The 25232-nt window shown below is 67.7% G+C and carries 22 protein-coding genes and 1 tRNA gene; 11 read left to right on the forward strand and 12 right to left on the reverse strand.

Going from position 1 to position 25232, the window contains the following annotated elements; translation table 11 throughout:
• The coding region (locus JOZ00_RS04890) for a sensor histidine kinase KdpD (protein ID WP_293340506.1) at positions 1–2243 on the forward strand (2243 nt) is incomplete at its 5' end.
• 73 nt (positions 2244–2316) lie between these two features.
• Positions 2317–2997 (forward strand): response regulator, encoded by a 681-nt coding sequence (locus tag JOZ00_RS04895; protein ID WP_293340509.1) that lies wholly within the window; start codon positions 2317–2319, stop codon positions 2995–2997.
• An 89-nt stretch (positions 2998–3086) separates the two neighbouring features.
• On the opposite strand, the gene JOZ00_RS04900 is transcribed toward JOZ00_RS04895, so the two are convergent.
• The 7 genes from JOZ00_RS04900 to mfd all read right to left on the reverse strand — a co-directional run bounded on the left by JOZ00_RS04900 (position 3087) and on the right by mfd (position 12312).
• The gene (locus JOZ00_RS04900) at positions 3087–4043 is read right to left on the reverse strand and encodes a Ppx/GppA phosphatase family protein (RefSeq protein ID WP_293340512.1); all 957 of its coding nucleotides are present in this window, start codon (positions 4041–4043) and stop codon (positions 3087–3089) included.
• Positions 4037–4525 carry a DUF501 domain-containing protein gene (locus JOZ00_RS04905; RefSeq protein WP_293340515.1) on the reverse strand — a complete coding sequence of 163 codons (489 nt, stop codon included), beginning with the start codon at positions 4523–4525 and terminating at the stop codon, positions 4037–4039. The genes JOZ00_RS04900 and JOZ00_RS04905 overlap by 7 nt, the downstream gene beginning before the upstream one ends.
• Complete coding sequence (locus JOZ00_RS04910) at positions 4518–5183, reverse strand: septum formation initiator family protein (protein ID WP_293340518.1); 666 nt, start codon at positions 5181–5183, stop codon at positions 4518–4520. Before JOZ00_RS04910 ends, JOZ00_RS04905 begins: the two co-directional genes overlap by 8 nt.
• Before the next feature lie 45 nt (positions 5184–5228).
• A complete protein-coding gene (gene eno, locus JOZ00_RS04915) occupies positions 5229–6518 on the reverse strand; it encodes a phosphopyruvate hydratase (RefSeq protein WP_293340521.1) in 1290 nt (429 codons plus the stop codon).
• 118 nt (positions 6519–6636) lie between these two features.
• Positions 6637–7365, reverse strand: coding sequence for a lytic transglycosylase domain-containing protein (locus JOZ00_RS04920; RefSeq protein WP_293340565.1), 729 nt, complete (start codon positions 7363–7365; stop codon positions 6637–6639).
• Positions 7366–7550: 185 nt separating this feature from the next.
• A complete protein-coding gene (locus tag JOZ00_RS04925) occupies positions 7551–8582 on the reverse strand; it encodes a nucleoside triphosphate pyrophosphohydrolase (RefSeq protein ID WP_293340524.1) in 1032 nt (343 codons plus the stop codon).
• 49 nt (positions 8583–8631) lie between these two features.
• Complete coding sequence (mfd, locus tag JOZ00_RS04930) at positions 8632–12312, reverse strand: transcription-repair coupling factor (protein ID WP_293340527.1); 3681 nt, start codon at positions 12310–12312, stop codon at positions 8632–8634.
• Positions 12313–12431: 119 nt separating this feature from the next.
• On the opposite strand from mfd, the gene lysA reads away from it, so the two are divergent.
• The gene (gene lysA, locus JOZ00_RS04935; RefSeq protein ID WP_293340530.1) at positions 12432–13772 is read left to right on the forward strand and encodes a diaminopimelate decarboxylase; all 1341 of its coding nucleotides are present in this window, start codon (positions 12432–12434) and stop codon (positions 13770–13772) included.
• Here the strand turns inward: lysA and JOZ00_RS04940 are convergent.
• Entirely contained in the window at positions 13769–14365 is a 597-nt protein-coding gene (locus JOZ00_RS04940; RefSeq protein WP_293340568.1) for a TetR/AcrR family transcriptional regulator, read from the reverse strand. The genes lysA and JOZ00_RS04940 overlap by 4 nt on opposite strands.
• Positions 14366–14596: 231 nt before the next feature.
• Between JOZ00_RS04940 and JOZ00_RS04945 the strand changes: the two genes are divergently transcribed.
• From JOZ00_RS04945 to pth, 8 genes are all read left to right on the forward strand, one after another.
• Positions 14597–14668 (forward strand) — tRNA-Gln (locus JOZ00_RS04945).
• Positions 14669–14794: 126 nt separating this feature from the next.
• Positions 14795–16270 (forward strand): bifunctional UDP-N-acetylglucosamine diphosphorylase/glucosamine-1-phosphate N-acetyltransferase GlmU, encoded by a 1476-nt coding sequence (gene glmU / locus JOZ00_RS04950; protein ID WP_293340532.1) that lies wholly within the window; start codon positions 14795–14797, stop codon positions 16268–16270.
• 109 nt (positions 16271–16379) lie between these two features.
• Positions 16380–17360, forward strand: coding sequence for a ribose-phosphate diphosphokinase (locus JOZ00_RS04955; RefSeq protein WP_293340535.1), 981 nt, complete (start codon positions 16380–16382; stop codon positions 17358–17360).
• The gene (arsC, locus tag JOZ00_RS04960; RefSeq protein ID WP_293340539.1) at positions 17361–17708 is read left to right on the forward strand and encodes an arsenate reductase (glutaredoxin); all 348 of its coding nucleotides are present in this window, start codon (positions 17361–17363) and stop codon (positions 17706–17708) included.
• Positions 17705–18373, forward strand: coding sequence for an LpqN/LpqT family lipoprotein (locus JOZ00_RS04965; RefSeq protein ID WP_293340541.1), 669 nt, complete (start codon positions 17705–17707; stop codon positions 18371–18373). The genes arsC and JOZ00_RS04965 overlap by 4 nt, the downstream gene beginning before the upstream one ends.
• A gap of 19 nt (positions 18374–18392) precedes the next feature.
• Positions 18393–19262 carry an oxidoreductase gene (locus JOZ00_RS04970; RefSeq protein ID WP_293340544.1) on the forward strand — a complete coding sequence of 290 codons (870 nt, stop codon included), beginning with the start codon at positions 18393–18395 and terminating at the stop codon, positions 19260–19262.
• Positions 19263–19437: 175 nt separating this feature from the next.
• Entirely contained in the window at positions 19438–20103 is a 666-nt protein-coding gene (locus tag JOZ00_RS04975) for a 50S ribosomal protein L25/general stress protein Ctc (protein ID WP_293340547.1), read from the forward strand.
• 12 nt (positions 20104–20115) lie between these two features.
• A complete protein-coding gene (gene pth / locus JOZ00_RS04980) occupies positions 20116–20691 on the forward strand; it encodes an aminoacyl-tRNA hydrolase (protein ID WP_293340550.1) in 576 nt (191 codons plus the stop codon).
• 9 nt (positions 20692–20700) lie between these two features.
• Here pth and JOZ00_RS04985 read toward each other — a convergent pair whose 3' ends face one another.
• The 4 genes from JOZ00_RS04985 to JOZ00_RS05000 all read right to left on the reverse strand — a co-directional run.
• Positions 20701–22335 carry a fatty acyl-AMP ligase gene (locus JOZ00_RS04985; RefSeq protein WP_293340553.1) on the reverse strand — a complete coding sequence of 545 codons (1635 nt, stop codon included), beginning with the start codon at positions 22333–22335 and terminating at the stop codon, positions 20701–20703.
• Between the two features lie 311 nt (positions 22336–22646).
• Positions 22647–23603: a 4-(cytidine 5'-diphospho)-2-C-methyl-D-erythritol kinase gene (locus JOZ00_RS04990; protein ID WP_293340556.1), complete on the reverse strand. Its 957-nt coding sequence runs from the start codon at positions 23601–23603 to the stop codon at positions 22647–22649.
• Between the two features lie 70 nt (positions 23604–23673).
• Positions 23674–24630: a 16S rRNA (adenine(1518)-N(6)/adenine(1519)-N(6))-dimethyltransferase RsmA gene (rsmA, locus tag JOZ00_RS04995; RefSeq protein ID WP_293340559.1), complete on the reverse strand. Its 957-nt coding sequence runs from the start codon at positions 24628–24630 to the stop codon at positions 23674–23676.
• On the reverse strand, positions 24594–25232 hold a 639-nt coding region (locus JOZ00_RS05000; protein WP_293340562.1), incomplete at its 5' end, for a resuscitation-promoting factor. The genes JOZ00_RS05000 and rsmA, both read right to left, overlap by 37 nt.

The following is a 25232-nucleotide window of genomic DNA, read 5'->3' on the forward strand; positions in this document are numbered from 1 at the left end:
CGGGCAGCAAGAACGCCAAACGATGGCAGGATGTCGAGGAGCTGCTCGATGCCGGGATCACGGTGATCTCCACCGTCAACGTCCAGCATCTGGAAAGCCTCAACGACGTCGTCGCCCAAATCACTGGCATCGAACAGAAAGAGACGATTCCGGATTCCATCGTCCGCCAGGCGGCGCAAGTCGAACTGATCGACATAACGCCAGAAGCATTGCGCCGCAGGCTTTCACACGGAAACGTCTATGCGCCAGAACGCATCGACGCGGCGCTGTCTAATTACTTCCGCCGTGGAAACCTCACTGCGCTAAGGGAATTAGCGCTGCTGTGGCTGGCCGACCAGGTCGACACGGCGCTGGTGAAATATCGCGCCGAGAACAAGATCACCGACATGTGGGAGGCGCGCGAGCGCGTCGTCGTGGCCGTCACCGGCGGCCCCGAGTCGGAGACTTTGGTACGGCGGGCCTCCCGCATCGCGTCGAAGTCCAGCGCCGAGCTGATGGTGGTCCACGTGATTCGCGGCGACGGGTTGGCGGGTTTGTCGGAGACGCGGATGGGCAAGATCCGTGAGCTCGCGAACAGCCTCGACGCGTCGTTGCATACCGTGGTCGGCGACGACGTGGCCACGGCGCTACTGGATTTCGCGCGCGAAATGAATGCCACACAATTGGTGCTCGGCACGTCTCGCCGCAGCCGATGGGCGCGAGTGTTCGAGGAGGGCATCGGCGCCAGGATCCTCGAGATGTCGGGAAAGATCGACGTGCACCTGGTCACCCACGAGGAATCCAAACGTGGTTTCCGCGCGGCGTCGCTCTCGCCCCGCGAGCGGCGGGTGGCGTCGTGGCTGGCGGCCTTCATCGTGCCGTCGGCCATCTGCGCGGTCACGGTCACGTTCCTGGACCCGTATCTGGACACCGGTGGCGAGAGCGCACTGTTCTTTGTCGGGGTGCTGCTGGTCGGGTTGCTGGGAGGTGTTGCGCCCGCGATACTTTCGGCGGTGCTGTCCGGGTTGCTACTGAACTACTACCTGATCGCGCCGCGGCACAGCTTCACGATCGCCGAACCCAACAGCGCCATCACCGAATTGGTGCTGCTGCTGATCGCGGTCGCCGTCGCTGTGCTCGTCGACGGCGCGGCCAAACGCTCCCGGGAGGCGCGGCGCGCCTCGCAGGAAGCCGAGCTGCTGACGCTGTTCGCGGGTTCGGTGCTGCGCGGCGCCGACCTGGAAACGCTGCTCGAACGCGTGCGAGAGACGTACGCGCAGCGCGCGGTCAGCATGCTGCGGGAACCCACCGAAGAGGAGCGCGCCGACGGCAAGAAGAGTGAGATCGTCGCCTGCGTGGGCAGAGATCCCTGTGTCACCGTTGATCGCGCCGACACCGCGATCGAGGTCGGCGACGACGAGTTCTGGATGCTGATGGCGGGCCGCAAGCTCTCCGCACGGGACCGGCGCGTGCTCGGCGCTGTGGCCAAGCAGGCCGCGGGTTTGGTCAGGCAGCGTGAGCTGGCCGAAGAAGCCAGCCAGACCGAGGCGATCGTGCGCGCCGACGAGCTGCGGCGCTCCCTGCTTTCCGCGGTGAGCCACGACCTGCGCACGCCGCTGGCGGCCGCCAAGGTCGCGGTGTCCAGCCTGCGGGCCGAAGACGTCGCCTTCTCCCCCGAAGACACCGCGGAATTGCTTGCCACAATTGAAGAATCGATCGACCAGCTGACCGCGCTGGTCGGAAACCTGCTCGACTCCTCGCGTCTGGCCGCCGGAGTGGTGCATCCGGATCTGCGCCGCGTGTATCTCGAGGAGACGGTGCAGCGCGCTCTGGTCAGCATCGGCAAGGGCGCGACTGGTTTCTCACGGTCCGCCATCGATCGCGTCAAGGTCGATGTGGATGACGCCGTCGTATACGCCGATGCCGGTCTGCTGGAACGGGTCCTGGCCAACCTGATCGACAACGCCTTGCGGTATGCCCCCGACTGCGTGGTGCGGGTCAATGCGGGACGGGTCGGTGATCGCGTGCTGATCAACGTCATCGACGAAGGCCCCGGAATTCCGCACGGGACAGAGGAACAGGTCTTCGCGGCGTTTCAGCGGCTCGGCGATCACGACAACACCACCGGCGTAGGCCTCGGAATGTCGGTGGCGCGCGGCTTCGTCGAAGCGATGGGCGGCACCATTGCGGCCACCGACACCCCGGGCGGTGGCCTCACCGTCGTGGTGGATCTCGCTGCGCCGCAACCGGTAGGTGCGTTGTGACCCGCGCCGGCGGCGATGCAGAGCGCAGCGATGAGGTGGGGGCACCTCCCGCTTGCGGGGGAGAGCGGCGCCGATGACACGGGTGCTGGTGATCGACGACGAGCCGCAGATCCTGCGTGCGCTGCGCATCAACCTGTCGGTGCGCGGCTACGAGGTCATCACCGCGTCCACCGGTTCCGGCGCGTTGCGCGCCGCCGCCGAGCACAAACCCGACGTGGTGATACTCGACCTCGGCCTGCCCGACATATCCGGCATCGACGTGCTGGCCGGCCTACGGGGTTGGCTCACCGCGCCGGTGATCGTGTTGTCCGCGCGAACCGACTCGTCCGACAAGGTCGAGGCCCTGGACGCCGGCGCCGACGACTATGTCACCAAACCCTTTGGAATGGACGAGTTTCTGGCCCGGCTGCGCGCTGCGATTCGCCGCAACACCGCATCGTCCGAACTGGAGCAACCGGTCATCGAAACGGATGCCTTCCGGGTGGACCTGGCCGCCAAGAAGGTCACCAAGAACGGCGCCGAGGTCCACCTCACCCCCACCGAGTGGGGAATGCTCGAAGTGCTGGTCCGCAATCGCGGCAAACTGGTCGGTCGCGAAGAGCTGCTCAAGGAGGTGTGGGGTCCGGCCTACGCGACCGAAACCCATTACCTGCGTGTGTATCTGGCGCAGCTGCGACGCAAGCTCGAGGATGACCCGTCGCATCCCAAGCACCTGTTGACCGAATCGGGTATGGGCTACCGCTTCGAGGCGTGAGGCGCGCTTTTTGCGTCGAGTGTGCGCCCATGGCGTGAAAACAGCGAAATCTCCGCCCTCACCGCACACTCAAAGCCCTGGATGCACACTCAACCCGCGATCGACAGCACGATTCCGTCCAGGATGTCGTGTTCGCTGACGGTCAACTCGTCGATGCCGGCGCGTTCACGCAGCTCGCGGGCCAACTCCTCGACCACGATCGCACCCCCGCCGATCACGTCGGCCCGCCCCTCGTGCATCGGCGGCAGCGCCGCGCGCTCGGATCGGGTCATGGCGATCAACCGCTCGCACACCGCCAGTAGGTCACCGCCGGGCACCCGCGAAAGGTGAATGGCCGCAGAGTCATAGAAGGCCATGTTGTGGGCGAGCGCCGAGAGCGTGGTCATCGTGCCGGCCACGCCGACCCACGTCCGCGCCCCCGCGACGGGCACCACACCCATTGCCACGCCGAGCTTTTCGCGCACCACCTGCCGAGCCGCCGCCACCTCTTGCGCCGTGGGCGGGTCCGAATGCAGGCAGCGTTCGGTCAACCGGACACAACCGATGTCCGCCGAGTAGCTCGCCGCCACATGGTCCCCTGCCGGCCCCCCGCCGACCACGATCTCGGTGGAACCGCCACCAAGGTCGACGACGACGAAAGGCCCGGCCGCACTGTCGAGTTCGCCGACGGCTCCGCGAAACGACAGCTCGGCCTCCTCGGCGCCGGTAATCACCTCGGCCATCGCGCCGGGAACCACGGCCCCCAGCACCTCGGCCGTCATAGCGAAAAAATCCTCGCGGTTGGCGACATCGCGGGCGGCCGAGGTCGCCACCATCCGTACCCGCGTGACCTCATGTCGTTCAAGCAGCGAGGCGTAATCGGCCAACGCGGCCCGCGTTCGGGCGATCGCCTCCGGCGCGAACTCACCCGTCGCGTCGACACCCTGACCCAGTCGCACGATCCGCGTCTCCCGATGCACATCGCTCAGCCGGCCATCGCTTGCGTCGGCGATCAGCAACCGAATTGAGTTGGTGCCACAGTCGATTCCCGCGAGCCTGCTCACCATTGGCCGGCCACCACGAGGTCGGCCATCCCGGGCTCGTCGGCCAAGATCGCCAGCGCCTCGTCGCCCAGCGGGTTGCACCCCGGCCCCTTGGCCAGCGAGTGCGCCATCAGCACGTGCAGGCACTTGACGCGGTCCGGCATTCCCCCGCCCGAGAAGGTGGTGCCCAGCGATTCGATCGCGTCCCGTTCGGCCAGGTACGACTCGTGGGCGCGCCGGTACGCCGCCGCCAATTCGGGGTCCTGCTGCAGTCGCTCGCTCATTTCGCGCATCAATCCCGTCGTCTCGAGCCTGCTCGCAGCGGCCGTCAGGGCCGGGTGCGTCAGGTAGTACAGCGTTGGAAAGGGTGTGCCGTCAGGAAGTTTCGGTGCCGTCTTCACCACGCCGGGTTCACCGTTGGGGCAGCGGTAGGCGATCTCGAGCACACCACGCGGCTCCCGCCCCAGCTGACGCGCCACGGCCTCGAGATCGGCAGGGTCAACCACCGGGCTGTAGGGGGTTCGGCGGCGGGGTCTCCGGAGGAGGCACGTTGGCCGGCGGCAGGTGCGGGGCGTCGGCGATGGTGTGCCATAGCGAGGTGTACCAGGGATCGTTGTTGGCCGGCTTCGCCGGCTGGGATCCCGGCTGCGTCGGCACCGCGGCCGCGGGAAGCTGAACCTGGAACGGGATGTCGCCGGGCTTGACGAAGCCGAGCCGCTCGCGGGCCTGCGCCGCAATATAAGCCGGGTCACCGAGTTTGGCCTTCCGCTGCTCGAGGTCGGTGATCTGTGCGCGCAACGCGGCCTCGCTGGCGACCAGCTGGTTCATCTCGGTGCGCTGGGCGAAGTAGGTGCGTACCGGGCCGGCGATCGTCAAGGTCAACACGCAGACCACCGCGGCCAACACCGCCGCGCGCCGCGCGGTGAAGCCCAGCCGCTGCTCGGAACGCTGCTCGAGGGATTCGGCGGCCTGGCGCTTGATGGGCTCGACCACATGCTCGAGCAGCGCGCGGGTGTTGCCGCCGCGGGCGCCCTGAGGTGTGGTGCGCTTCGACGACGGCTTGGTCGGTTTGGCCGAGCGACGACGCCGGACCGAATCGCCGGCTTTCCCCGGGCGTGATGCCGGGGCCCGCCGCTTCGAATCTGGCCGTTTCGCTTCGGGCATTTCAGCTCAGGCCGCGTCTTCCGTTGGCTGTCAAGCTATTCCAACCTATTTGGCTTCCGGGGTGTATCGCGGGAAAGCGAGGTCGCCGGCGTAGCGGGCGGCATCGCCCAGCGCCTCCTCGATCCGCAGCAGCTGGTTGTATTTGGCGACGCGCTCGCTGCGAGCGGGGGCGCCGGTCTTGATCTGGCCGCTGCCCACCGCGACCGCGAGGTCGGCGATGGTGGTGTCTTCGGTTTCGCCGCTGCGGTGGCTCATCATCGTGCGGTAGCCGCTGTGGTGGGCCAGCGCGACCGCGTCGAGCGTCTCGGTCAGCGTGCCGATCTGATTGACCTTGACCAGCAACGCATTTGCCGCGCCCTTGTCGATGCCTTCTTCCAGCCGTTCGGGATTCGTGACGAACAGATCGTCGCCGACGATCTGGACCCGGTCACCGATCGCCGTCGTCAGAGCCACCCAGCCGTCCCAATCGTCTTCGGACAGTGGGTCTTCGATCGACACCAACGGGTAAGAGTCCAGCAAGCCGGCGTAGAACTCGCTCATCTGCTCGGCGGTGCGCGTCGTTCCCTCAAAGGCGTAGCCGCTGCCGCTCTTGTAGAACTCGGTGGCCGCGGCGTCCAGTGCCAAAGCGACATCGGCGCCCAGCTTGAAGCCCACCGACTCGATGGCCGAGCTGATCAGGTCCAGCGCGGCGGTGGTACCGGCCACGTCCGGGGCAAAACCGCCCTCGTCACCCAGGCCGGTGGACAGGCCCTGCTTTTTCAGCACGGACTTGAGCGCGTGGTACACCTCGGCGCCCCAGCGCAGTGCCTCCGTGAAGCTGGGGGCGCCGATCGGCGCGACCATGAACTCCTGGATGTCGACCGCGGTGTCGGCGTGCGCGCCGCCGTTGAGGATGTTCAGCATCGGCACCGGCAGGATGTGCGCGTTCGGCCCGCCGAGGTAGCGGAACAGGGGCAGCTCGGCGGAGTCGGCGGCCGCCTTGGCGACGGCCAGCGAGACGCCCAGGATCGCGTTGGCGCCCAGCCGGGACTTGTCCGGGGTGCCGTCGAGGTCTACCAGCGCCTGGTCCACCAGCCGCTGATCGTCGGCGTTGAGACCGATCACCGCGGGCCCGATCTCGTCGAGCACAGCCTGCACCGCGTTCTGCACGCCCTTGCCGCCGTAACGCTCGCCGCCGTCGCGCAACTCGACGGCCTCGTGCTCGCCGGTCGACGCGCCGGACGGCACCGCTGCGCGGGCAAACGTTCCGTCGATCAGAGCTATCTCGACCTCGATCGTCGGGTTGCCGCGCGAATCCAGGATTTCGCGGGCCCCGACCTGCTCGATAATCGGCACTGAGTTCTCCTTGCGTCGTCGCCGGTGCGTGCGTTCGCCGGCCAAAGTCGCCGTAGCAAGCTCAGGGGCTGGCCCCCGGCCGCCCTTAGCGTAAGGCCTGGGTCAGCGATACATCCTGCTACAGCGGGTGACCCGCCGCGTAAGCGGTCGCCCAGTCCCGGACCGCCCGCGCGTACACGCCGGAGTTGTTGTAGGCGCGCAGCGCGGTTATCCACCCTCGTGGAGTCGCGAGATCCTTGCCGCGCCAACATAGATACCCCGCGGCAGCCAGCGCCGCGTCGTCGATGTTGTCCGGGCTGACACGGCCGTCGTTGTGAGCATCGACACCATAGAGCCGCCAGGTCTCCGGAATGAACTGCATCGGCCCCATCGCGCGCACCACACCGTCGTCTTCCGTCGCGTCGTCCGGGCTGTCGACGATGCGCATGGTGCCGCCGCTGCCGTCGAGGCGCACACCCCGAATGGGAGGACTCACGTCTCCGTTGGGTGCCAGTTTCGACCCGCGGTAGGTGCCGTGATGGCTTTCGACCTGTCCGATGCCGGCGAGCGTCGTCCAGGCGATGTGACACTTCGGGTTCTCGACCTCGGCAACCCGGGCGGCGTAGGCATAGGCCTCGAGCGCGATGACCGGAATCTCCAAGGTCACGGACCGTCGTGCGGCCCATTCACGCAGCTGATCCGCAGGTCGACCGCTGGCGTGGGTGTTCACCTCCGGCACCGGGTCCCCGGCGGGCGGCGGCACCCCGTCCGGGATGAACAGGCTGAGCTGCCACGTGCAACTGGAGGCCAGAAGCATCGCGGTCGCCCCTATCACGGCGGCCGCGCGCAACCAACGCCTCGGCGACACCATGTCCGTCTGAATCTCCCCTGCACTGCCGCTGCATCAACTTTTCGTCGTCACCATCGTCCCATGTGTTTTGTGGGCGACCGCTTTCCGCGGGGTTCAACACACGGATTCCATAGAAGTCTCAGCTACTTTTTGGGTTGCTATTTGCGGCGGTAATTAGCAACGTCAAACGCGTGAAATCGGCGTCAGGCCTCGTCGGCCATGGCATCGGTCTTGGAATCTTCGACGTCCTCGTCGGCCGGGTCCTCGACGTCGTCCACCGACGCGTCGGGCTCGTCTTCGAGTTCACCCGACGGCCAGTGTTCTCGCCACTCCTGCACGGTGACCTCGCCGAGGGGTGCGACATCGAATTCCTCGGGAACGCCGCTGCCGCGGCGGGCGGCGGCGATGGTGCGCTCGACGAGGCGGACCGTGTCCACAAATTCCAAAACCGCTGTGCGAAGCGCGCTTTCCGCGTCGACCTCAGCCGAGACGGAGATCGAGGTGATCTCGGCCGGGATGAGATCGGACGGCAAGCCGGCTTTGCCGGCCCGCGCAATCACCTTCTGCGCCAGCGCCAATGCCGGCTGGCCGGTGTGGACGTCGTCCATGACCGACCGTCTCGGCTTTTCGGACGCCTTGCGCTCTTCCCACTGCGCCAACTGCTCTTCGAGTGAAATCGATTGGCCTGCAAGAACTCCCGGCGCTCGATTGCCGAGCTTGCGCATCAGCGTGGCGGCGACGTCGTCGATGGTGAACGGGGACTGCGGCGCGTCCTCCGCGATGCGGGAGTGGAAGAGCACCTGCAGCAACACGTCGCCGAGCTCTTCGCGCAACTGGTCGGCGTTGCCGCTGCGGACCGCGTCCAGCAGTTCGTAGGTCTCCTCCAGCAGGAATCTGCGCAGCGAGTCGTGGGTTTGTTCGCTTTCCCACGGCCCGGCCGTGCGCAATTTGTCCATCATCGCGACGGCATCGACCAGCCGGTCGCCGCGGGGCGTGTCGGGCGCGGAAATCAGCCGCGCCCCGGCCGCCAGGCGCTCCACGACTGCGGGGTGCTCGGGGTCGGACGACAGGAGCACCGGCGCATCGTCACCGGTGTGCACCGGGCGCGCCGCGCGCAGCGACCAGGGCACCGCGACGGGCATCTCCTCGGTGTATTGCACCTCTCCGCTGAGGAATTCGATCGCCGCCAAGGGCACCAGCGACGGGCGGCGCGGGTCGAACAAAACGACGATCATCGGCGCCACTCCTCCTCACGCTTCGCTGAAGCCTCGTCGCCGGCGCGAATCATCGCGCCTGGCGCTCCTCACTGGCCATCGTTGCAGGTAATTCACTCGTTATACCAATGTCCGTCTGTGGTTTTCCTTGCAGTGCCGTCACCAGATTGGCCACCATCTGCACCAATTCGACGTCACGGATGCGTGCCGCGCCAACCCCGCCGTCCCGCGGGATCGGCACTTGCACCGTGGAGGTGGTGGCACGGTAGCTCGCGGCGGGATACATCCGCTTGAGCCGAATCTGGGCGGAGTCGAGCAGGGTCATCGGCGACAGCCGAATGGTCGCCGCCGAGGGGGCCGACACCTCGGTGATGCCGGCGTCGCGGCACAGCAGCCGCAGCCGCGCCACCGCGACGAGCCGCAGGGCCGGTTCGGGCAGGGCGCCGTAACGGTCGATGAGTTCCTCGATGACCGCGTCGATCTCGCCGTCGGATGCCGCGGCGGCGAGCCGCCGGTACGCCTCGAGTCGTAGCCGGTCGCTGGCGATGTAGTCCGGCGGCAGGTGCGCGTCTACCGGCAGGTCGATGCGCACGTCCTTGGGCTCTTCTGCGGTAATGACCGTCTGACCGTCTTCTGCTGCTTGTAAGGCCGCCCGGTACGCCTCCACCGCCTCGCCGACCAGCCTGACGTACAGGTCGAACCCGACTCCGGCGACGTGCCCTGACTGCTCGACGCCCAACACGTTGCCGGCACCGCGGATTTCGAGGTCCTTCAGCGCGACCGCCATGCCCGCGCCCAGCTCGTTGTTCTGCGCGATGGTCGCCAACCGGTCATAGGCCGTCTCCGTCAGCGGTGTGTGCTGCGGATAGAGGAAGTAGGCGTAACCGCGTTCGCGGCTGCGGCCCACCCGGCCTCGCAGCTGGTGCAACTGGGACAGACCGAACGTGTCGGCGCGCTCCACGATCAGCGTGTTGGCGTTGGAGATGTCCAGGCCGGTCTCGACAATCGTGGTGCACACCAAGATGTCGTATTCGCGGTTCCAGAAACCCTGCACCGTGCGCTCTAGGCGCTCCTCGGGCATCTGCCCGTGTGCGACCACGACGCGCGCCTCGGGCACCAGCTCGCGCACCCGGGCGGCGGTCCGGTCGATGGAGCTGACCCGGTTGTGCACGTAGAAGGCCTGCCCGTCGCGCAGCAACTCGCGCCTCAGAGCCGCGGCGATCTGCTTGTCGTCGTGCGGGCCGACGTACGTCAGCACGGGGTAGCGCTCTTCGGGCGGGGTCAGGATCGTCGACATCTCGCGGATCCCGGCCAGGCTCATCTCCAGCGTGCGCGGGATGGGGGTGGCGCTCATGGTCAGCACGTCGACATGGGTGCGCAGCGACTTGATGTGCTCTTTGTGCTCGACGCCGAAGCGCTGTTCCTCGTCGACGACGACCAGGCCCAGGTCCTTCCAGCGCACCCCGGTCTGCAGCAGCCGGTGGGTCCCGATGACGACGTCCACCGAGCCGTCGGCCAGGCCGTCGATGACGGCGCGGGACTCGGCGTTATCGGTGAATCGGGACAGCCCCTTGACCGTCACTGGGAACCCGGTCATCCGGTCGCTGAACGTCTGCAGATGCTGGTCGGCCAGCAGCGTGGTCGGTACCAGCACGGCGACCTGCTTGCCGTCCTGCACCGCCTTGAACGCCGCGCGGACCGCGATCTCGGTCTTGCCGTAGCCGACATCGCCGCAGATCACCCGATCCATCGGGATCGGTTTTTCCATGTCGCCCTTGACCTCGGTGATCGCGGTCAGCTGGTCGACGGTTTCGGTGAAGCCGAATGCGTCCTCCATCTCGGCCTGCCAGGGCGTGTCCGGTCCGAACGCGTGCCCGGGGCTGGCCTGCCGCTTGGCGTAGAGCGACACCAGCTCGCCGGCGATCTCGCGCACCGCCCGCCGGGCCTTGGTCTTGGTGTTGGCCCAGTCGCTGCCGCCGAGCTTGCTCAGCGCCGGCGCCTGCCCGCCGACGTAGCGGGACAGCTGGTCCAGCGAATCCATCGGGACGTACAGCTTGTCCGAGCCGCCACCCCGCTTGCTCGACGCGTATTCGAGCACCAGGTACTCGCGCCGGGCCCCGCCGACGGTGCGCTCGACCATCTCCACGAACCGGCCGATGCCGTGCTGATCGTGTACCACGAGGTCCCCGGCGGTCAGCGCGAGCGGATCAACGGTGTTGCGGCGCTTGGCCGCCAACCGTTTGCCCTCGGTGGCCGTGACCCGGCTACCGGTCAGATCGGTCTCGGTGATCACCACCAGGTTGGCGCCCGGGATGACGACACCGTCGTGCAGCGGCCCCTTGAGGACGCCGACGACCCCGGCCTTCGGGCCCGCCTCCTGCGCAGCGGCGGATTCCAGCATGGCCGCGGGTGTGTCCGATTCGGCCAGCCGCTCCACCACGCGATGCGCGGTGCCGGTTCCGGGCGCCACCACCACGCCGTAGCCGCCGGTCATGACGTGCGCACGCAGCATCGCGAAGATGCCGTCGATGTCGTGCTGATGCCCACGCGCCGATGGCGCCGCCCGGATGTCCAGCTCCACGGCCGACTCGGCGGACAGCTGGCTCAGCGTCCACCAGGGGTGCTCGGCCCGGACCGCGGCGGCCCGCACGTCGTCCAGTTCGGCGAATCCCGAGCCGCCGAACTGCGTCACGTCGACGGGCGCGTCGGTGCCCAGAGCGGCGACCGACCACGACGCTTCGAGGAATTCGCTGCCCGTCTTGATCAGGTCGGCGGCGCGGGTGCGGACCTTCTCCGGGTCACACAGCAGCACCGGCGTGCCCTGCGCCAGTTGGTCGGTGAGCAGCACGTGCTCGCCGGGCCGAAGCACCGGCAGCAGCGCCTCCATGCCGTCGACCGGGATGCCCTCGCCCAGCTTGGCGACCATGTCCAGCACGCTTCCGGTGATGGCGGGCCCGGCCGAGGGATGCCGTGCGGCCAGCTGGGCGGCCCGCTCCCGCACCTCGTCGGTCAGCAGCAGTTCGCGGCAGGCCACCGCGATCAGCGTGTCGACCTCGATCTCGGGGATGGAGCGCTGGTCGGCGACGGAGAACATCCGCATTTCGCTGACCTCGTCGCCCCAGAACTCGACGCGCACCGGATGCTCGGCGGTCGGCGGGAAGATGTCGAGAATCCCTCCCCGAACCGCGAATTCGCCGCGGCGGCCCACCATGTCGACGCGGGTATAGGCCAGCTCGACGAGCCGCGTGATGACGCTTTCGAACTCGACTTCCGCACCGACGCTCAGCGTGACCGGTTCCAGCAAACCCAGCTGCGGCGCCATCGGCTGCAGCAACGAGCGCACCGCGGTCACCACCACCTGAAGGGGCGGCCCCAGCCGCGCGTCGTCGGGGTGGGCCAGCCGGCGCAGCACCGTCAACCGGGCTCCGACGGTGTCGACGCCCGGTGAGAGTCGTTCGTGCGGCAGGGTCTCCCACGACGGGAAGACCGCCACAGCATCGCCGAAGACGCCGCGCAGTTCGGCGGTCAGGTCATCGGCTTCGCGCCCGGTCGCGGTGACTACCAGTAAAGGACCCAACCGCGCCAGCGCGCTGGCGACGAAAAGCCGTGCGCTGGCTGGACCTACCAGGCTCAATTCGGCCGGGCGAGCGGCCGCGGTTTCGAGCAGTTGCTGGAAGGTCGGCGCGGTGAGCGCCAATTCAACGAGCCCCGCGATCGGGGTTTCTGGGCGAGCAGCCCCCGGTGCGGTCATGATGACGTCCATTCTAGGGGCCCGCTAGAGACACTGAACCTCGTCAATATTGAGCCCGCCGACGTCAAGGGATCGTAAGAAAAGCTCCCGCCGCGGCTGTACGCGCGCACGTTGGACTCATGACATTGCTCGACATCCTGCCGTCTCTGGGTCACGCGGCTCCCCCACGATTCGATCCCGCGATCTGGCCCATCACTGCCCATCCCGATGAGGAGGGAAGACTGTGCGTCGGCGGTGTATCACTGGCCGATATCGCCGACGAATTTGGAACCCCGGCCTACGTCATCGACGAATCCGACTTTCGGCACCGCGCCCGCCGCTATCGCAAAGCGCTGCGCGGCATTCAGGTTGTCTACGCCGGAAAGTCGCTCCTGAGCACCGCGGTGGCCCGTTGGGTCCGCGAAGAGAAGCTCGGCATCGACGTCTGCTCCAGCGGCGAGCTGGCCGCTGCCCTTGCCGGCGGAATGGACCCGGCCCGCATCATCATGCACGGAAACGCGAAATCTCCTGACGAGTTGCGCGAGGCGGTGCGCGTCGGTGTCGGCCGCATCGTGCTGGACTCCTGTATCGAGGTCGCCTACCTCGCGGGCGTGGCGCGCCGGCGCCAGCCGGTGCTCATCCGGGTGACCCCGGACATCGACATTCACGGACACCGCGCGGTCACCACCGGCATCAGCGACCAGAAGTTCGGGTTCACCCTCGACGGTGACCACGCCGCCGACGCGGTGAAACGGGTGCTGGCGCACCCCATCCTCGACCTGGTCGGCCTGCACTGCCACATCGGCTCGCAGGTCGCCGACCCCACCCTCTACGGCGAAGCGATCCGCCGGATGATCGCCGCAATGGCCGACATCCGTGCCCAGCACGGCGTCATCCTCACCGAGCTGAACATCGGTGGCGGCCATGCCATCCCCTATGTCTCCGGCGATCCGGAGCTCAACCCTGACCGGCTGGCCACCGTCATCGAGGACACCCTCGACGAAGCCTGCGCCGCCGAGCATTTCCCCCGCCCCAAGATCGTGGTGGAACCCGGCCGGGCCATCAGCGGCCGGGCCGGCGTGACGCTGTATCGGGTGCGCTCGGTGAAGACGCAAGCCGGTGGCCGCACCTTCGTCGCCGTGGACGGCGGGATGAGCGACAACCCGCGGGTGTCGTTGTACGGGGCGCGCTACACCGTCGCGCTGGCGAACCGGCATGCGATGGGGCTCAAGCAACTCGTCACCGTGGCGGGCCGGCACTGTGAAGCCGGCGACGAGATCGCCCGCGACATCGAGCTACCCGCCGACTTGCGCCCCGGCGATCTGCTGGCCGTGGCCTGCACCGGCGCCTACCACCACAGCATGGCGTCGAACTACAACATGGTCGGCCGCCCGTCGCTGGTGGCGGTCAAAGACGGCCGCGCGCGCGAGCTGGTTCGCCGCGAAACGGTCGCCGACCTGCTGTCCCGCGACTGCGGTTAGCCCTCGTCCTGCAGCCGCGGATCGGCTTCCAAACCGATCAGGCCGTTCCACATCAGGTTGACCAGATGCGCGGCGACCACTTCTTTCTTGGGTTCGCGGGTATCGAGCCACCACTGGGCCGTCATCGACACCGAACCGACGAGCGCCTGCGCGTACAGCGGCGCCAGATCCGGATCCAGGCCGCGACGGGCGAAGTCGCCGGCCAGGATGGAGCTGACCTGGTTGACGGCATCGTTGAGCAGGCTGGAGTAGGTGCCAGAGCTGATCGCGGCCGGCGAGTCGCGGATCATGATCCGGAACCCGTCGGTGCGCTCCTCGACGTAGGTGAGCAGCGCCAACGCGACGCGCTCGACCCGTACCCGGGACCGGTTGTTGGTCAGCGACGAAGTGATGCCGTCCAGCAGGGCCGACATCTCGCGGTCGACGACCACCGCGTACAGCCCCTCCTTGCCGCCGAAATGCTCGTAGACGACGGGCTTGGAGACGTTGGCGCGCAGCGCGATCTCCTCGATCGAGGTGCCCTCATAGCCGCGTTCGGCGAACAGCGAGCGTGCGATGCCGATGAGTTGTTGCCGACGTTCGGTGCCGGTCATCCGCGCGCGCGGCGCCCGCGCCTCTTTGTCCGGTTCCTTTTGCGCTTGGGGATCCAGCACGGCCACGTCAATCAGCGTATCGGTCAACGGGCCGCAAGCGGCCCGCATCGTCGTCCGACCGGTTCGAAATTGTCCGACTCCTCATCGGGCCGCAAGCGGCCCGCATCGTCGTCGGACTAAAGTCTTCTTGGCGCGGTCGGTGTTGACCGCCGCTCGTCAATGGGTACGCGGTCCGTCGTGGTGTAATCGGCAGCACTTCTGATTTTGGTTCAGACAGTTCAGGTTCGAGTCCTGGCGACGGAGCTCTTGCTTGTCGCGGCATGCGCAGCCATTTTTGCCTTAACCGCAGGTGGAATGCCACGCTTGACGACGTGTCGGCATCCCGCGTGGAGCCCACCGACATATAGGCAGGGCCAGCAAGGAGGGTCAATGTCGTCTCGGGGTGATACCGCGGTTCTGGTGCTGGCGGCAGGACCGGGTACACGGATGCGTTCGGATACCCCCAAGGTGTTGCACACGCTCGGGGGCCGCAGCATGTTGGCCCATCTACTGCACTCGATCGCAAAGGTGGCGCCGCAGCATCTGGTCGTGATCCTCGGCCATGAGCACCAGCGCATCGCCCCGCTGGTCGCCGAATGGGCTGACACGCTGGGACGCCCGATCGACGTGGCGCTGCAGGACCGGCCCCAGGGCACCGGCCACGCGGCCCGCTGCGGCCTGTCCGCCCTGCCCGACGACTACGACGGGGTCGTCATCGTCACCTCCGGCGACACCCCGCTGCTGGACTCCGACACTTTGGCCGATCTGGTCGCGAGCCACAACGCGGCATCGGCCGCCGCGACCGTGCTGACCACGACGCTGCCCGACCCCGGCGGCTACGGCCGCATCCTGCGCACCCAGGACAACGAACTCACCGCGATCGTCGAGCACGCCGACGCGACGGACTCGCAGCGCCAGATCCGCGAAGTCAACGCCGGCGTCTACGCCTTCGATGTGGCGGCGCTGCGGTCGGCGCTGAACCGGTTGAGCGCCAACAACGCCCAGCAGGAGCTTTACCTGACGGACGTGATCGCCATCCTGCGCGGCGACGGTCACATCGTTCGCGCCCGGCACGTCGACGACAGCGCACTGGTGGCCGGCGTCAACAACCGCGTCCAGCTGGCGGAGCTGGGCGCCGAGCTCAACCGCCGCGTCGTCGCCGCCCACCAGATGGCCGGCGTGACCATCGTCGACCCGACCTCCACCTGGATCGACGTCGACGTCACAATCGGTCGCGACACCGTCATCCACCCCGAGACGCAACTGCTGGGCAGCACCCAGATCGGCAGTCATTGCGCCGTCGGCCCGGGCACCACCCTGACCGACGTCACTGTCGGCGACGGCGCGTCGGTGGTGCGCACCCACGGCTCGTCGGCCGCGATCGGCGCCGGCGCGGACGTCGGCCCTTTCACGTACCTGCGGCCCGGCACGGTGCTGGGCGCCGAGGGCAAGCTCGGCGCTTTCGTCGAAACCAAGAACTCGACCATCGGTGCGGGCACCAAGGTCCCGCACCTGACCTACGTCGGCGACGCCGACATCGGCGAACAGAGCAACATCGGCGCCTCCAGCGTGTTCGTCAACTACGACGGCACGTCTAAATCCCGCACGACGATCGGCTCCCACGTGCGCACCGGATCCGACACCATGTTCGTGGCCCCGGTGACCGTCGGCGACGGCGCCTACACGGGCGCGGGCACGGTCGTGCGCGACGATGTCCCCCCGGGCGCGCTGGCGGTATCGGCGGGTCCGCAACGCAACATCGAGGGCTGGGTGCAACGAAAACGGCCGGGCACCGCGGCCGCTCAAGCAGCGGAAAGAGCCGCCGAACACGCCCCGGCGACCGGCTCGTCGGCAGAACCCGAATAGACACCGTGCATTTGGTAGCTGGCAACCCGCCCATATTTCCGTACGATTCGCTTCGTACGATGGGACTTCCCTTTTTCAATCTCTTTCCCGATACGGCGAGGGCAGCACGTTGAGCCACGACTGGACCGACAACCGCAAAAACTTGATGCTTTTCTCTGGTCGTGCGCACCCAGAGCTGGCCGAACAGGTGGCAAAAGAGCTCGACGTGCACGTCACGGCCCAGACGGCGCGCGAATTCGCCAACGGCGAGATCTTCGTGCGGTTCCACGAGTCGGTGCGCGGGTGTGACGCCTTCGTCCTGCAGTCGGCCCCCGTCCCGGTGAACAACTGGCTGATGGAACAGCTGATCATGATCGATGCGCTCAAGCGGGGCAGCGCCAAGCGGATCACCGCCGTCATGCCGTTCTATCCCTACGCGCGCCAGGACAAGAAGCACCGCGGCCGCGAACCGATCTCGGCGCGGCTGGTGGCCGACCTGCTCAAGACCGCGGGTGCCGACCGGATCGTCACAGTCGACCTGCACACCGACCAGATCCAGGGCTTCTTCGACGGGCCCGTCGACCACATGCGCGGGCAGAACCTGCTGACCGGGTACATCCGGGACAACTACCCCGACGGCAACATGGTGGTCGTCTCCCCCGATTCCGGGCGGGTGCGCATCGCCGAGAAGTGGGCCGACGCGATGGGCGGCGTCCCCCTGGCCTTCATCCACAAGACCCGCGACCCGCGGGTGCCCAACCAGGTGGTCTCCAACCGCGTCGTCGGCGAGGTCAGCGGCCGGACCTGCGTTCTCATCGATGACATGATCGACACCGGCGGCACCATCGCCGGCGCCGTGAAGCTGTTGCGTGACGACGGCGCCGCGGACGTGATCATCGCGGCGACCCACGGCGTGCTGTCCGACCCGGCCGCCGAGCGGCTGGCCGCCTGCGGAGCCCGCGAAGTCATCGTGACCAATACGCTGCCGATCGGCGAGGAGAAGCGCTTCCCCCAGCTCACGGTCTTGTCCATCGCGCCGCTGCTGGCCAGCACCATTCGCGCCGTGTTCGAAAACGGCTCAGTCACAGGGCTGTTCGACGGGGACGCGTAGATGGCCGCTCGCGCTACCATCTACCACAATCCGAAGTGCAGCACCTCACGCAAGACTTTGGACCTGTTGCGGGACAACGGGTTTGATCCTGAGGTCGTTCTGTATCTGAAAACCCCGCCGTCGCGCGACGAACTGCTCAAGATGATTCGCGCCGCGAGCATCGACGTGCGGACCGCGGTGCGCAAGCGTGAATCGCTGTACTCCGAACTCGATCTCGCCGACGCGACCGACGATCAGTTGCTCGACGCCATGGCGGAACACCCCATCCTCATCGAACGTCCCTTCGTCGTCACATCGAAGGGCACCCGGTTGGCTCGACCGATCGACGCGGTCCGCGAGATTCTGTGAGCCAAGCGTTCGGGCTTGCGCGCCGCTGCGCGGCCGCCGCCGTGCTGATCGCGCTTGTTTTCACTGCCGGATGTGGACCGAAAGCCCCTGACTACCAATCGATCTGGACGACGAGTTCGGCCGCCACCACGCAGACCAGCGCCGCGGAAAAGCCCGTCCCGCTGTCGCAATATCTGCAGAGCATCGGCGTCACCGGCCAGCAGGTGGCACCGGGATCCCTGCCCGACCTGACGGTGTCGATTGCGACCCCCCCGGGGTGGGCGCCGTTCAGCAGCAAGAACATCGCGCCGGAAACGGTGATGATCTCCAAGGGCGGCAAGTACCCAACGGCACGCCTCGTGGTGTTCAAGCTGAACGGAGATTTCGATCCCGCGCAGGTGATCCAGCATGGCAACGCCGACGCGCAACTGTTCGAGAACTTCAAGCAGCTGGACGCTTCGAACAAACCGTTCAACGGGTTTCCCTCGTCGATGATCCAGGGCAGCTACGACCTCGACGGCACGCGGCTGCACAGCCTGAACCGGATCGTCATCGCCACCGGCTCCCCACCCGCCAAGCAGCGATATCTGGTTCAGTTGACGATCACCACGCTGGCCGACCAGGCGGCCGCGGAGTCAACCGACATCGAGACGATCATTCACGGATTCGTCGTCGCGGCAAAGTGATGTCACTAGTGTTTCCGGCATGACCAACTGGACCGCCGCGGACCTGCCGTCGTTCGCCGGGCGCACCGTCATCATCACCGGGGCCAACAGCGGGCTGGGCGCCGTGACGGCGCGTGAGTTGGCGCGCCAGGGCGCCACCATCGTCATGGCCGTTCGCGATACCCGCAAGGGTGAGAAGGCCGCCCTGCAGATCGCCGGGCAGGTCGAGGTGCGCCCACTCGATCTGCAGGATCTGTCGTCGGTGCGAAGTTTCGCTGACGGGGTCGACAAGGCCGACGTGCTCATCAACAACGCCGGCATCATGGCCGCCCCGTTCTCGCTGACCGCGGACGGCTTCGAGAGCCAGATCGGGACCAATCACCTCGGGCATTTCGCGCTCACCAATCTGCTGCTGCCCAAGCTCACCGACCGCGTGGTCACCGTGTCGTCGATGGCGCACTGGCCGGGGCGGATCAACCTGGACGACCTGAACTGGAAGAACCGCCGGTATTCGCCGTGGCTCGCCTACAGCCAGTCCAAACTCGCCAACCTGCTGTTCACCAGCGAGCTGCAGCGCCGCCTCGACGCCGCCGGGTCCCCGCTGCGCGCGCTGGCGGCCCACCCGGGCTATTCGCACACCAACCTGCAAGGCGCCACCGGCCGCAAGCTGGGCGATGCGCTGATGTCGGCGGTCACCCGGGTGGTCGCCACCGACGCCGACTTCGGCGCTCGGCAAACGCTGTATGCGGCGTCGCAGGACTTGCCGGGCAACACGTTCGTCGGACCGCGATTCGGCCAGGTCGGGCCCACGCAACCGGTCGCGCGCAGCCGGCGGGCGCAGGACGCGGGCACGGCCGCGGCGCTCTGGGAGCTCTCCGAGCGGCTGACCGGCACCGCGTTGTCGCTGTGAGGCGGGCGGACGCCCCTCAGCGATTTCTGCTTGACCGCGCAAATGCGCTAACCTGACCGGGCGTCACGGCGAGGGTGGCTGGTCAGCCAGCACCGTTATCGACGGAGACCGACGAATAGTCGCGACCTGGCCGTGCCCCCTGAACAGTAGGCGCCGAGCACACAGGAGCGAGTCGATGGCCAAGTCAGCAGTCAACCAACTGAAGGTCAAGGTGCGAACCGAGACCGGTAAGGGCGCGTCGCGCCGTGCCCGCCGCGACGGCTGGATTCCCGCCGTTCTGTACGGTCACGGCGCCGACCCCCGCCACCTGGAATTGCCGGGCCACGACTTCGCGGCTGTGCTGCGGCACACCGGCACCAACGCGGTGCTGACCCTCGACATCGAGGGCAAGGAGCAGCTGGCGCTGACGAAGGCCCTCGACATCCACCCGATTCGGCGCACCATCACCCACGCCGACCTGCTGGTCGTGCGTCGCGGCGAGAAGGTCGTCGTCGAGGTCCGGGTCGTCATCGAGGGCGACCCCGTGCCCGGCACGCTGGTCACCCAGGACACCAACGCCATCGAGATCGAGACCGACGCCCTGTCGATCCCCGAGCAATTGACTGTCTCCGTTGAGGGCGCCGAACCAGGCACGCAGTTCAACGCCGGGCAGATCACCCTGCCCAGCGGTGTCAGCCTGATCTCCGATCCCGACATGTTGGTCGTCAACGTGGTTACCGCCCCGACGGAAGAGGAACTGGCCGAAGAGGGTGCCGGCGAGGTCACCGCGGAAGCGGCTGTCGAGGAAGAGGCGGAAGAAGAGGCAGGCGAGGACGAGGCCGCCGCGGACGAGTCCGAGTAGGAGACTCCCAACGTGGCCGAGCCGTTGCTGGTCGTCGGCCTGGGGAACCCCGGAGACACCTACGCCCGCACGCGGCACAACATCGGCTTCATGGTCGCCGACCTGCTCGCCGAGCGGTTGGGCGCGAAGTTCAAGGCGCACAAGCGATCCGGCGCCGAGGTCGTCAGCGGCCGGTTGGCCGGGCACTCGGTGCTGGTCGCCAAACCGCGTTGCTACATGAACGAATCCGGCCGCCAGGTCGGGCCGTTGGCGAAGTTCTACTCGGTGGCACCGGCCGACATCGTCGTCCTCCACGACGACCTCGACCTTGAATTCGGCCGTATCCGGCTCAAGATCGGCGGCGGCGAAGGCGGACACAACGGGCTGCGTTCGGTGGCGGCGGCCTTGGGCACCAAGGACTTTCAGCGCGTGCGCATCGGGATAGGCCGTCCGCCGGGACGCAAAGATCCGGCGGCGTTCGTGTTGGAGAACTTCACCGCCAACGAGCGCGCGGAGGTTCCGACCATCTGCGAGCAGGCGGCGGATGCCACCGAGTTGCTGATCGAGCTGGGATTAGAACCCGCGCAGAACCGCGTCCACGCCTGGTAGTCGCCCGCCCTAGGTGACCAGGGTGACGGAGTTGGACCGGCGCAGCTTGCCTGACGGTGTCTTCGGGATGGTTCCCGGTCCGAGCACGACGACATTACGCGGCCGCACGTCGACCTCGGACATCACTTCGCGGGCGACCTGGTGCTCGATGCGACGCACCTCGGCGTGATCCTGGAAGGCGTTGGACTCCACCGCGACGGCGAACGTCTCGCGCGAGTGGCCCGCGTCCAGGCGCACCGCGACGGCGCAGCCGGGACGTACCCCCTCGACGCGGCCGGCGGCCCGCTCGATGTCGGTGGGATAGATGTTGCGGCCCGCCATGATGATGACGTCCTTGACGCGGCCACACACCACGACGTGGCCCTCGTCGGTCATGTAGCCGAGGTCACCGGTGTCGTACCAGCCGTTCTCATCCTGGGCCGAGATGAAGCCGCCCATGGTGAGGTAGCCGGGTGTCAGCGACTCGCCGCGCAGCTCGATGACGCCGACGCCGCGGGCGGGCATCACGTCGCCGTTCTCGTCGATGATGCGAGCCTCGAGGTCCTTCAGCAGCGGGCCCAGCGTCGCCAGCCTGCGGGTGTTGCCTTTGGTGGAGGGGACGGCACGGCGCAGTGCGGCCAGCAGGTCGGCGTCCACCTCGTCGACCACCAGGCCTGCGTTGCACTCCGAGAACGACACGGCAAGCGTGGTCTCGGCCATGCCGTAGGCCGGCAGGATCGCCGAGGTCTGCAGGCCGAACGGCTTGCCCGCGTCGAGCAGGTCCTCGACGTCGGCGGGTTCGACGGGCTCGGCGCCGGACAGCGCGAAGCGCAGGGTCGACAGGTCGAAGTCACCGGGCTTGGCCTGGCGCCGCAACCGCTTGGCCAGCAGCGCGTAGGCGAAGTTGGGCGCCGCGGTCATGGTGCCCTTGTACTTGTCGATGAGCTTGGCCCACAGGAGCGTGTCGCGGAGGAAGTCCATCGGCGTGACCTTGACCAGCTCGGCACCGAAGTACATCGGGATGGTCAGGAAGCCGACCATGCCCATGTCGTGGAAGCAGGGCAGCCAGCTCACCATGACGTCCTTGTCGACGTCGTACTGCGCGCCGATGAACATCGCCTCGGCGTTGGAGTAGATGTTGCGGTGAGTGATCTGGACGGCCTTCGGCGAGCCGGTGGACCCCGACGTCAGCTGCATCAGCGCGAGGTCGTCCTCGCCCACCTCGATCGGGTCGATCGGCGCCGATGCCAGCAGGTCGGCGACCTTGAGGACCGTGATGCCCTTTTCCTCGAGGACCGGGATGGCCACCAGGAAGGGCTCGGAGACGATCACGGCCTTCGCCTCGATCATGCCGATGACGTTCATGGTGTCCTCGGCCCACACGGCCAGATCGGTGCGCGGCGTGGGCTGGTGCAGCATCGTCAGGCTGGCGCCGCGCATCCACAGGCCCTGCGCCGTCGGCGCGATCTCGACCGGGTAGCCGGCGAGCACGCCGACCGCGTCGCCGCGGCCGATGCCCGCGGCGGCCAGGCCGCCCGCGATGCGGCGAGCGCGCTCGTGGACCTCGCCCCAGGTGTGGCGAACAGGCTCGTGGGGTTCACCGGTGACCATGCCCGTGCTGACAGTGCGGGCATTGCGGTACATCTTCTCGGTAAACCTGCTCACAAAATCCTCCTCGGTTCCGGCACTCTACCCAGCGCCCGGGATTTCATATTCCACCGGCCGGGTAACGCCTGGCGGCAGGCGCGCAATCTCAAAAGGGCGACGGTTAAGTCTCGAATCGGTGATGGGTCCCCCCCGGGCGCCACGAAGTCATGTCGAGCGCAAATCATTAATCGCCCGCCGGAACGCCCGGCGGACGACGAAATTATGTGATCTTGCTCAACGCTCTCCATCACCGGGCAATATCTTAAACTCCTCTTAGGGAACCGCCAAACAAACGCGCAAATTGCGGTTCTTTTCACAGTCGAGGAGCGTCATTCCTCGGTCGGCGCGGGCACCACGCGGGCGCCGGCCACCGGCCCCGAGGCGACCCGCACCGTGCGACAGACACCGGCCCCGGACACTTCGGTCCCCACGTCGACCGCCGAGGCCGCCGACGAGCACAGGAAGGCGCACGTCGGCCCGGAACCGGACACGATGCCCGCCAGGGCGCCGGCCTCGACGCCGGCGCGCAGAGCCCGCCGCAGGCCGGGGTTCAGACTCACTGCGGCCGCCTGCATTTCGTTGCCCAGCAGCGGCGCCAGCTGTTCGGCGTCGCCCGCGGCCAGGGCCGCCAGCACCGGCCCGGGCGCGGGAAGGCGTGGCGGATTTCCCACCTCCCTGAGCCGGTCCAGTTCGGCGAACACCTTTCGTGTGAGCAGCTCGCTGTTGGCGAACGCGAGCACCCAGTGAAAGGTGTTGCGGGACAACACGGTGGCCAGCTCCTCGCCACGGCCCGTGCCCAGCGCGGTCCCGCCGTGCAGCGCAAACGGCACGTCACTGCCCAACCGCGCCGCGAGCATGCGCAGATCGCGCCGCGGCACGTTGAGCTCCCACAGCGAGTTCATCGCGACCAGCACCGCCGCCGCGTCGGCGCTGCCGCCCGCCAAGCCGCCGGCTACCGGGATGGATTTGTCGATCATGATCGACACATCGGGGGCGCGGCCGACATGCTCGGCCATCAGTTCGGCGGCCTGCCACGCGAGGTTTCGTTCGTCGGTGGGTAGCTTGTCGGCGCCTTCGCCGACCATCTCGAGCGACAGCACGTCGGCGTTGCGAACGGTCACCTCGTCGAGCAGCGAGACGGCCTGAAAGATCGTCGTCAGCTCGTGATAGCCGTCCTCGCGACGGTCACCGACCGCCAGATAGAGGTTGACTTTCGCGGGCACCCGGACAGTGACCGACCCGGTGGGCACCCACTGCGCGGCGGTATTGCCGTCAGACGCGGACACCGCAGCAGACTATCGCTGCCACCGGCCGACTACACGCAGCGGCGCCCTACAAGACCCTGAAAGAGCCGGGTCAGCTGGCCGAGGCCCGGTGTTCGGTGGAGTCCGGGTGTGTTGTCCCGGCGGTGCCGTCGCCGGAGTCGGTGGTGCGCTGCAACAGCCGCACGAAGTCGTCGATGGACAAGGTCTCCCCGCGGCGGGAGGGGTCAATGCTGGCGGCCAGCAACCGATTCGCCGACTCGTTGCCCGAGCCCGCCCACTCCACAAACGCGTTGCGGCTGGTCTTGCGCCGCTGGGCGAACGCGATGTCCACGAGTTCGAATGTCTGTCGGCGGAAGGCCTCGTCCGTCGGCCACGGCGAGGCGGCGTGCCGGTCGATCCGGACCAGGCCGGAGTAGACCCGGGGAATCGGCCAGAAGACGGTCGGCGACACCATGCCGCAACGCCGTACCCGCCCGAAGAAGCGAACCTTGACGCTGGGCACGCCGTACTCCTTGCCGCCGGGCTCGGCGGCGAGACGTTCGGCGACCTCCGCCTGCACCATCACCGTGACGGTCTGAATGGACGGGAATTCGGCAAGCAAGTGCAACAGCGCCGGGACGGCGACGTTGTAGGGCAGGTTCGCGACGACGGCCGTGGGTTCGTCGGCCAGGTCGCCCCGACGCAGCGTCAGGACGTCGCGGTTGACCACGGTCAGACGCTGTATCTCGCTGTGCGAGTGCTCGGCGACCGTCTGTGGCAACCGCTCCGCCAGCACCGGGTCGATCTCGACGGCGGTCACGGTGGCGCCGCGGTCGAGCAGGGCCAGCGTCAGCGACCCCAGGCCGGGACCGACTTCCAGGACATGGTCGTTGCGACTCACACCGGAGGTCGAAACCACCCGGCGCACCGTGTTGGCGTCGTGAACGAAATTTTGGCCGAGGGACTTCCGTGGCCGGATTTCAAGTTCCTTGGCGAGCCGTCTGATCTCCGTGCGCCCGAGCAGCCGGATGGTCAGTTCGCACCAGCTCTTCCGCTGCACACGGGCCACGCACCCCATCCCTGACGCGCCCGAGTCACCTCGGCGATGGCGATCTGTTCGTCTCGGGTCGCCAGGTCGGCGCGCGACGCGAACCGCGTTCCGCCGTTGCGCTCCCAGGTGCCTTGGTCGAACTGCACACCGCCGTAGTACCCGTTGCCGGTGTTGATCGCCCAGTTTCCACCGGCCTCGCAGCTTGCGATCGCGTCCCAGATGGAGCCGTTGCTCACCGGCGGCACGTCGGTGCCGGGCTTGGTGCCGATGCGGACCACGGCGTCACGGGCCGGGGCGATGACGCTGTTGGCGATGGGAAGCCGGCCGGTCTCAACGCCGTTGACGGTGGCCACCGCGAACGTGACGTCCTGCGTGCCCGGGCTGCCCGGGTCCTCGACGACCTGGCGGCTCATGTTCATGTCCGCGTCCTCGACCCGACGCTGATTCGGGGGCAGCGGGATTCGCTCGGTAACCCGCTGAATCCGGTTGCGGGTGACCTGGATTTCCATGCCGTCGACGATCGGCGCCGCGGCGTTGGGCACCGCCTGGTCGCTGTCGAGCAACGGCGCGCCGGCGGCGCTGAGCAGGCCCGAGACATTCGGCGCGGGCAGGTGCACGGT

Origin of the sequence: Mycobacterium sp. (assembly GCF_019243155.1) — a bacterium.
Classification (GTDB): Bacteria; Actinomycetota; Actinomycetes; order Mycobacteriales; family Mycobacteriaceae; genus Mycobacterium.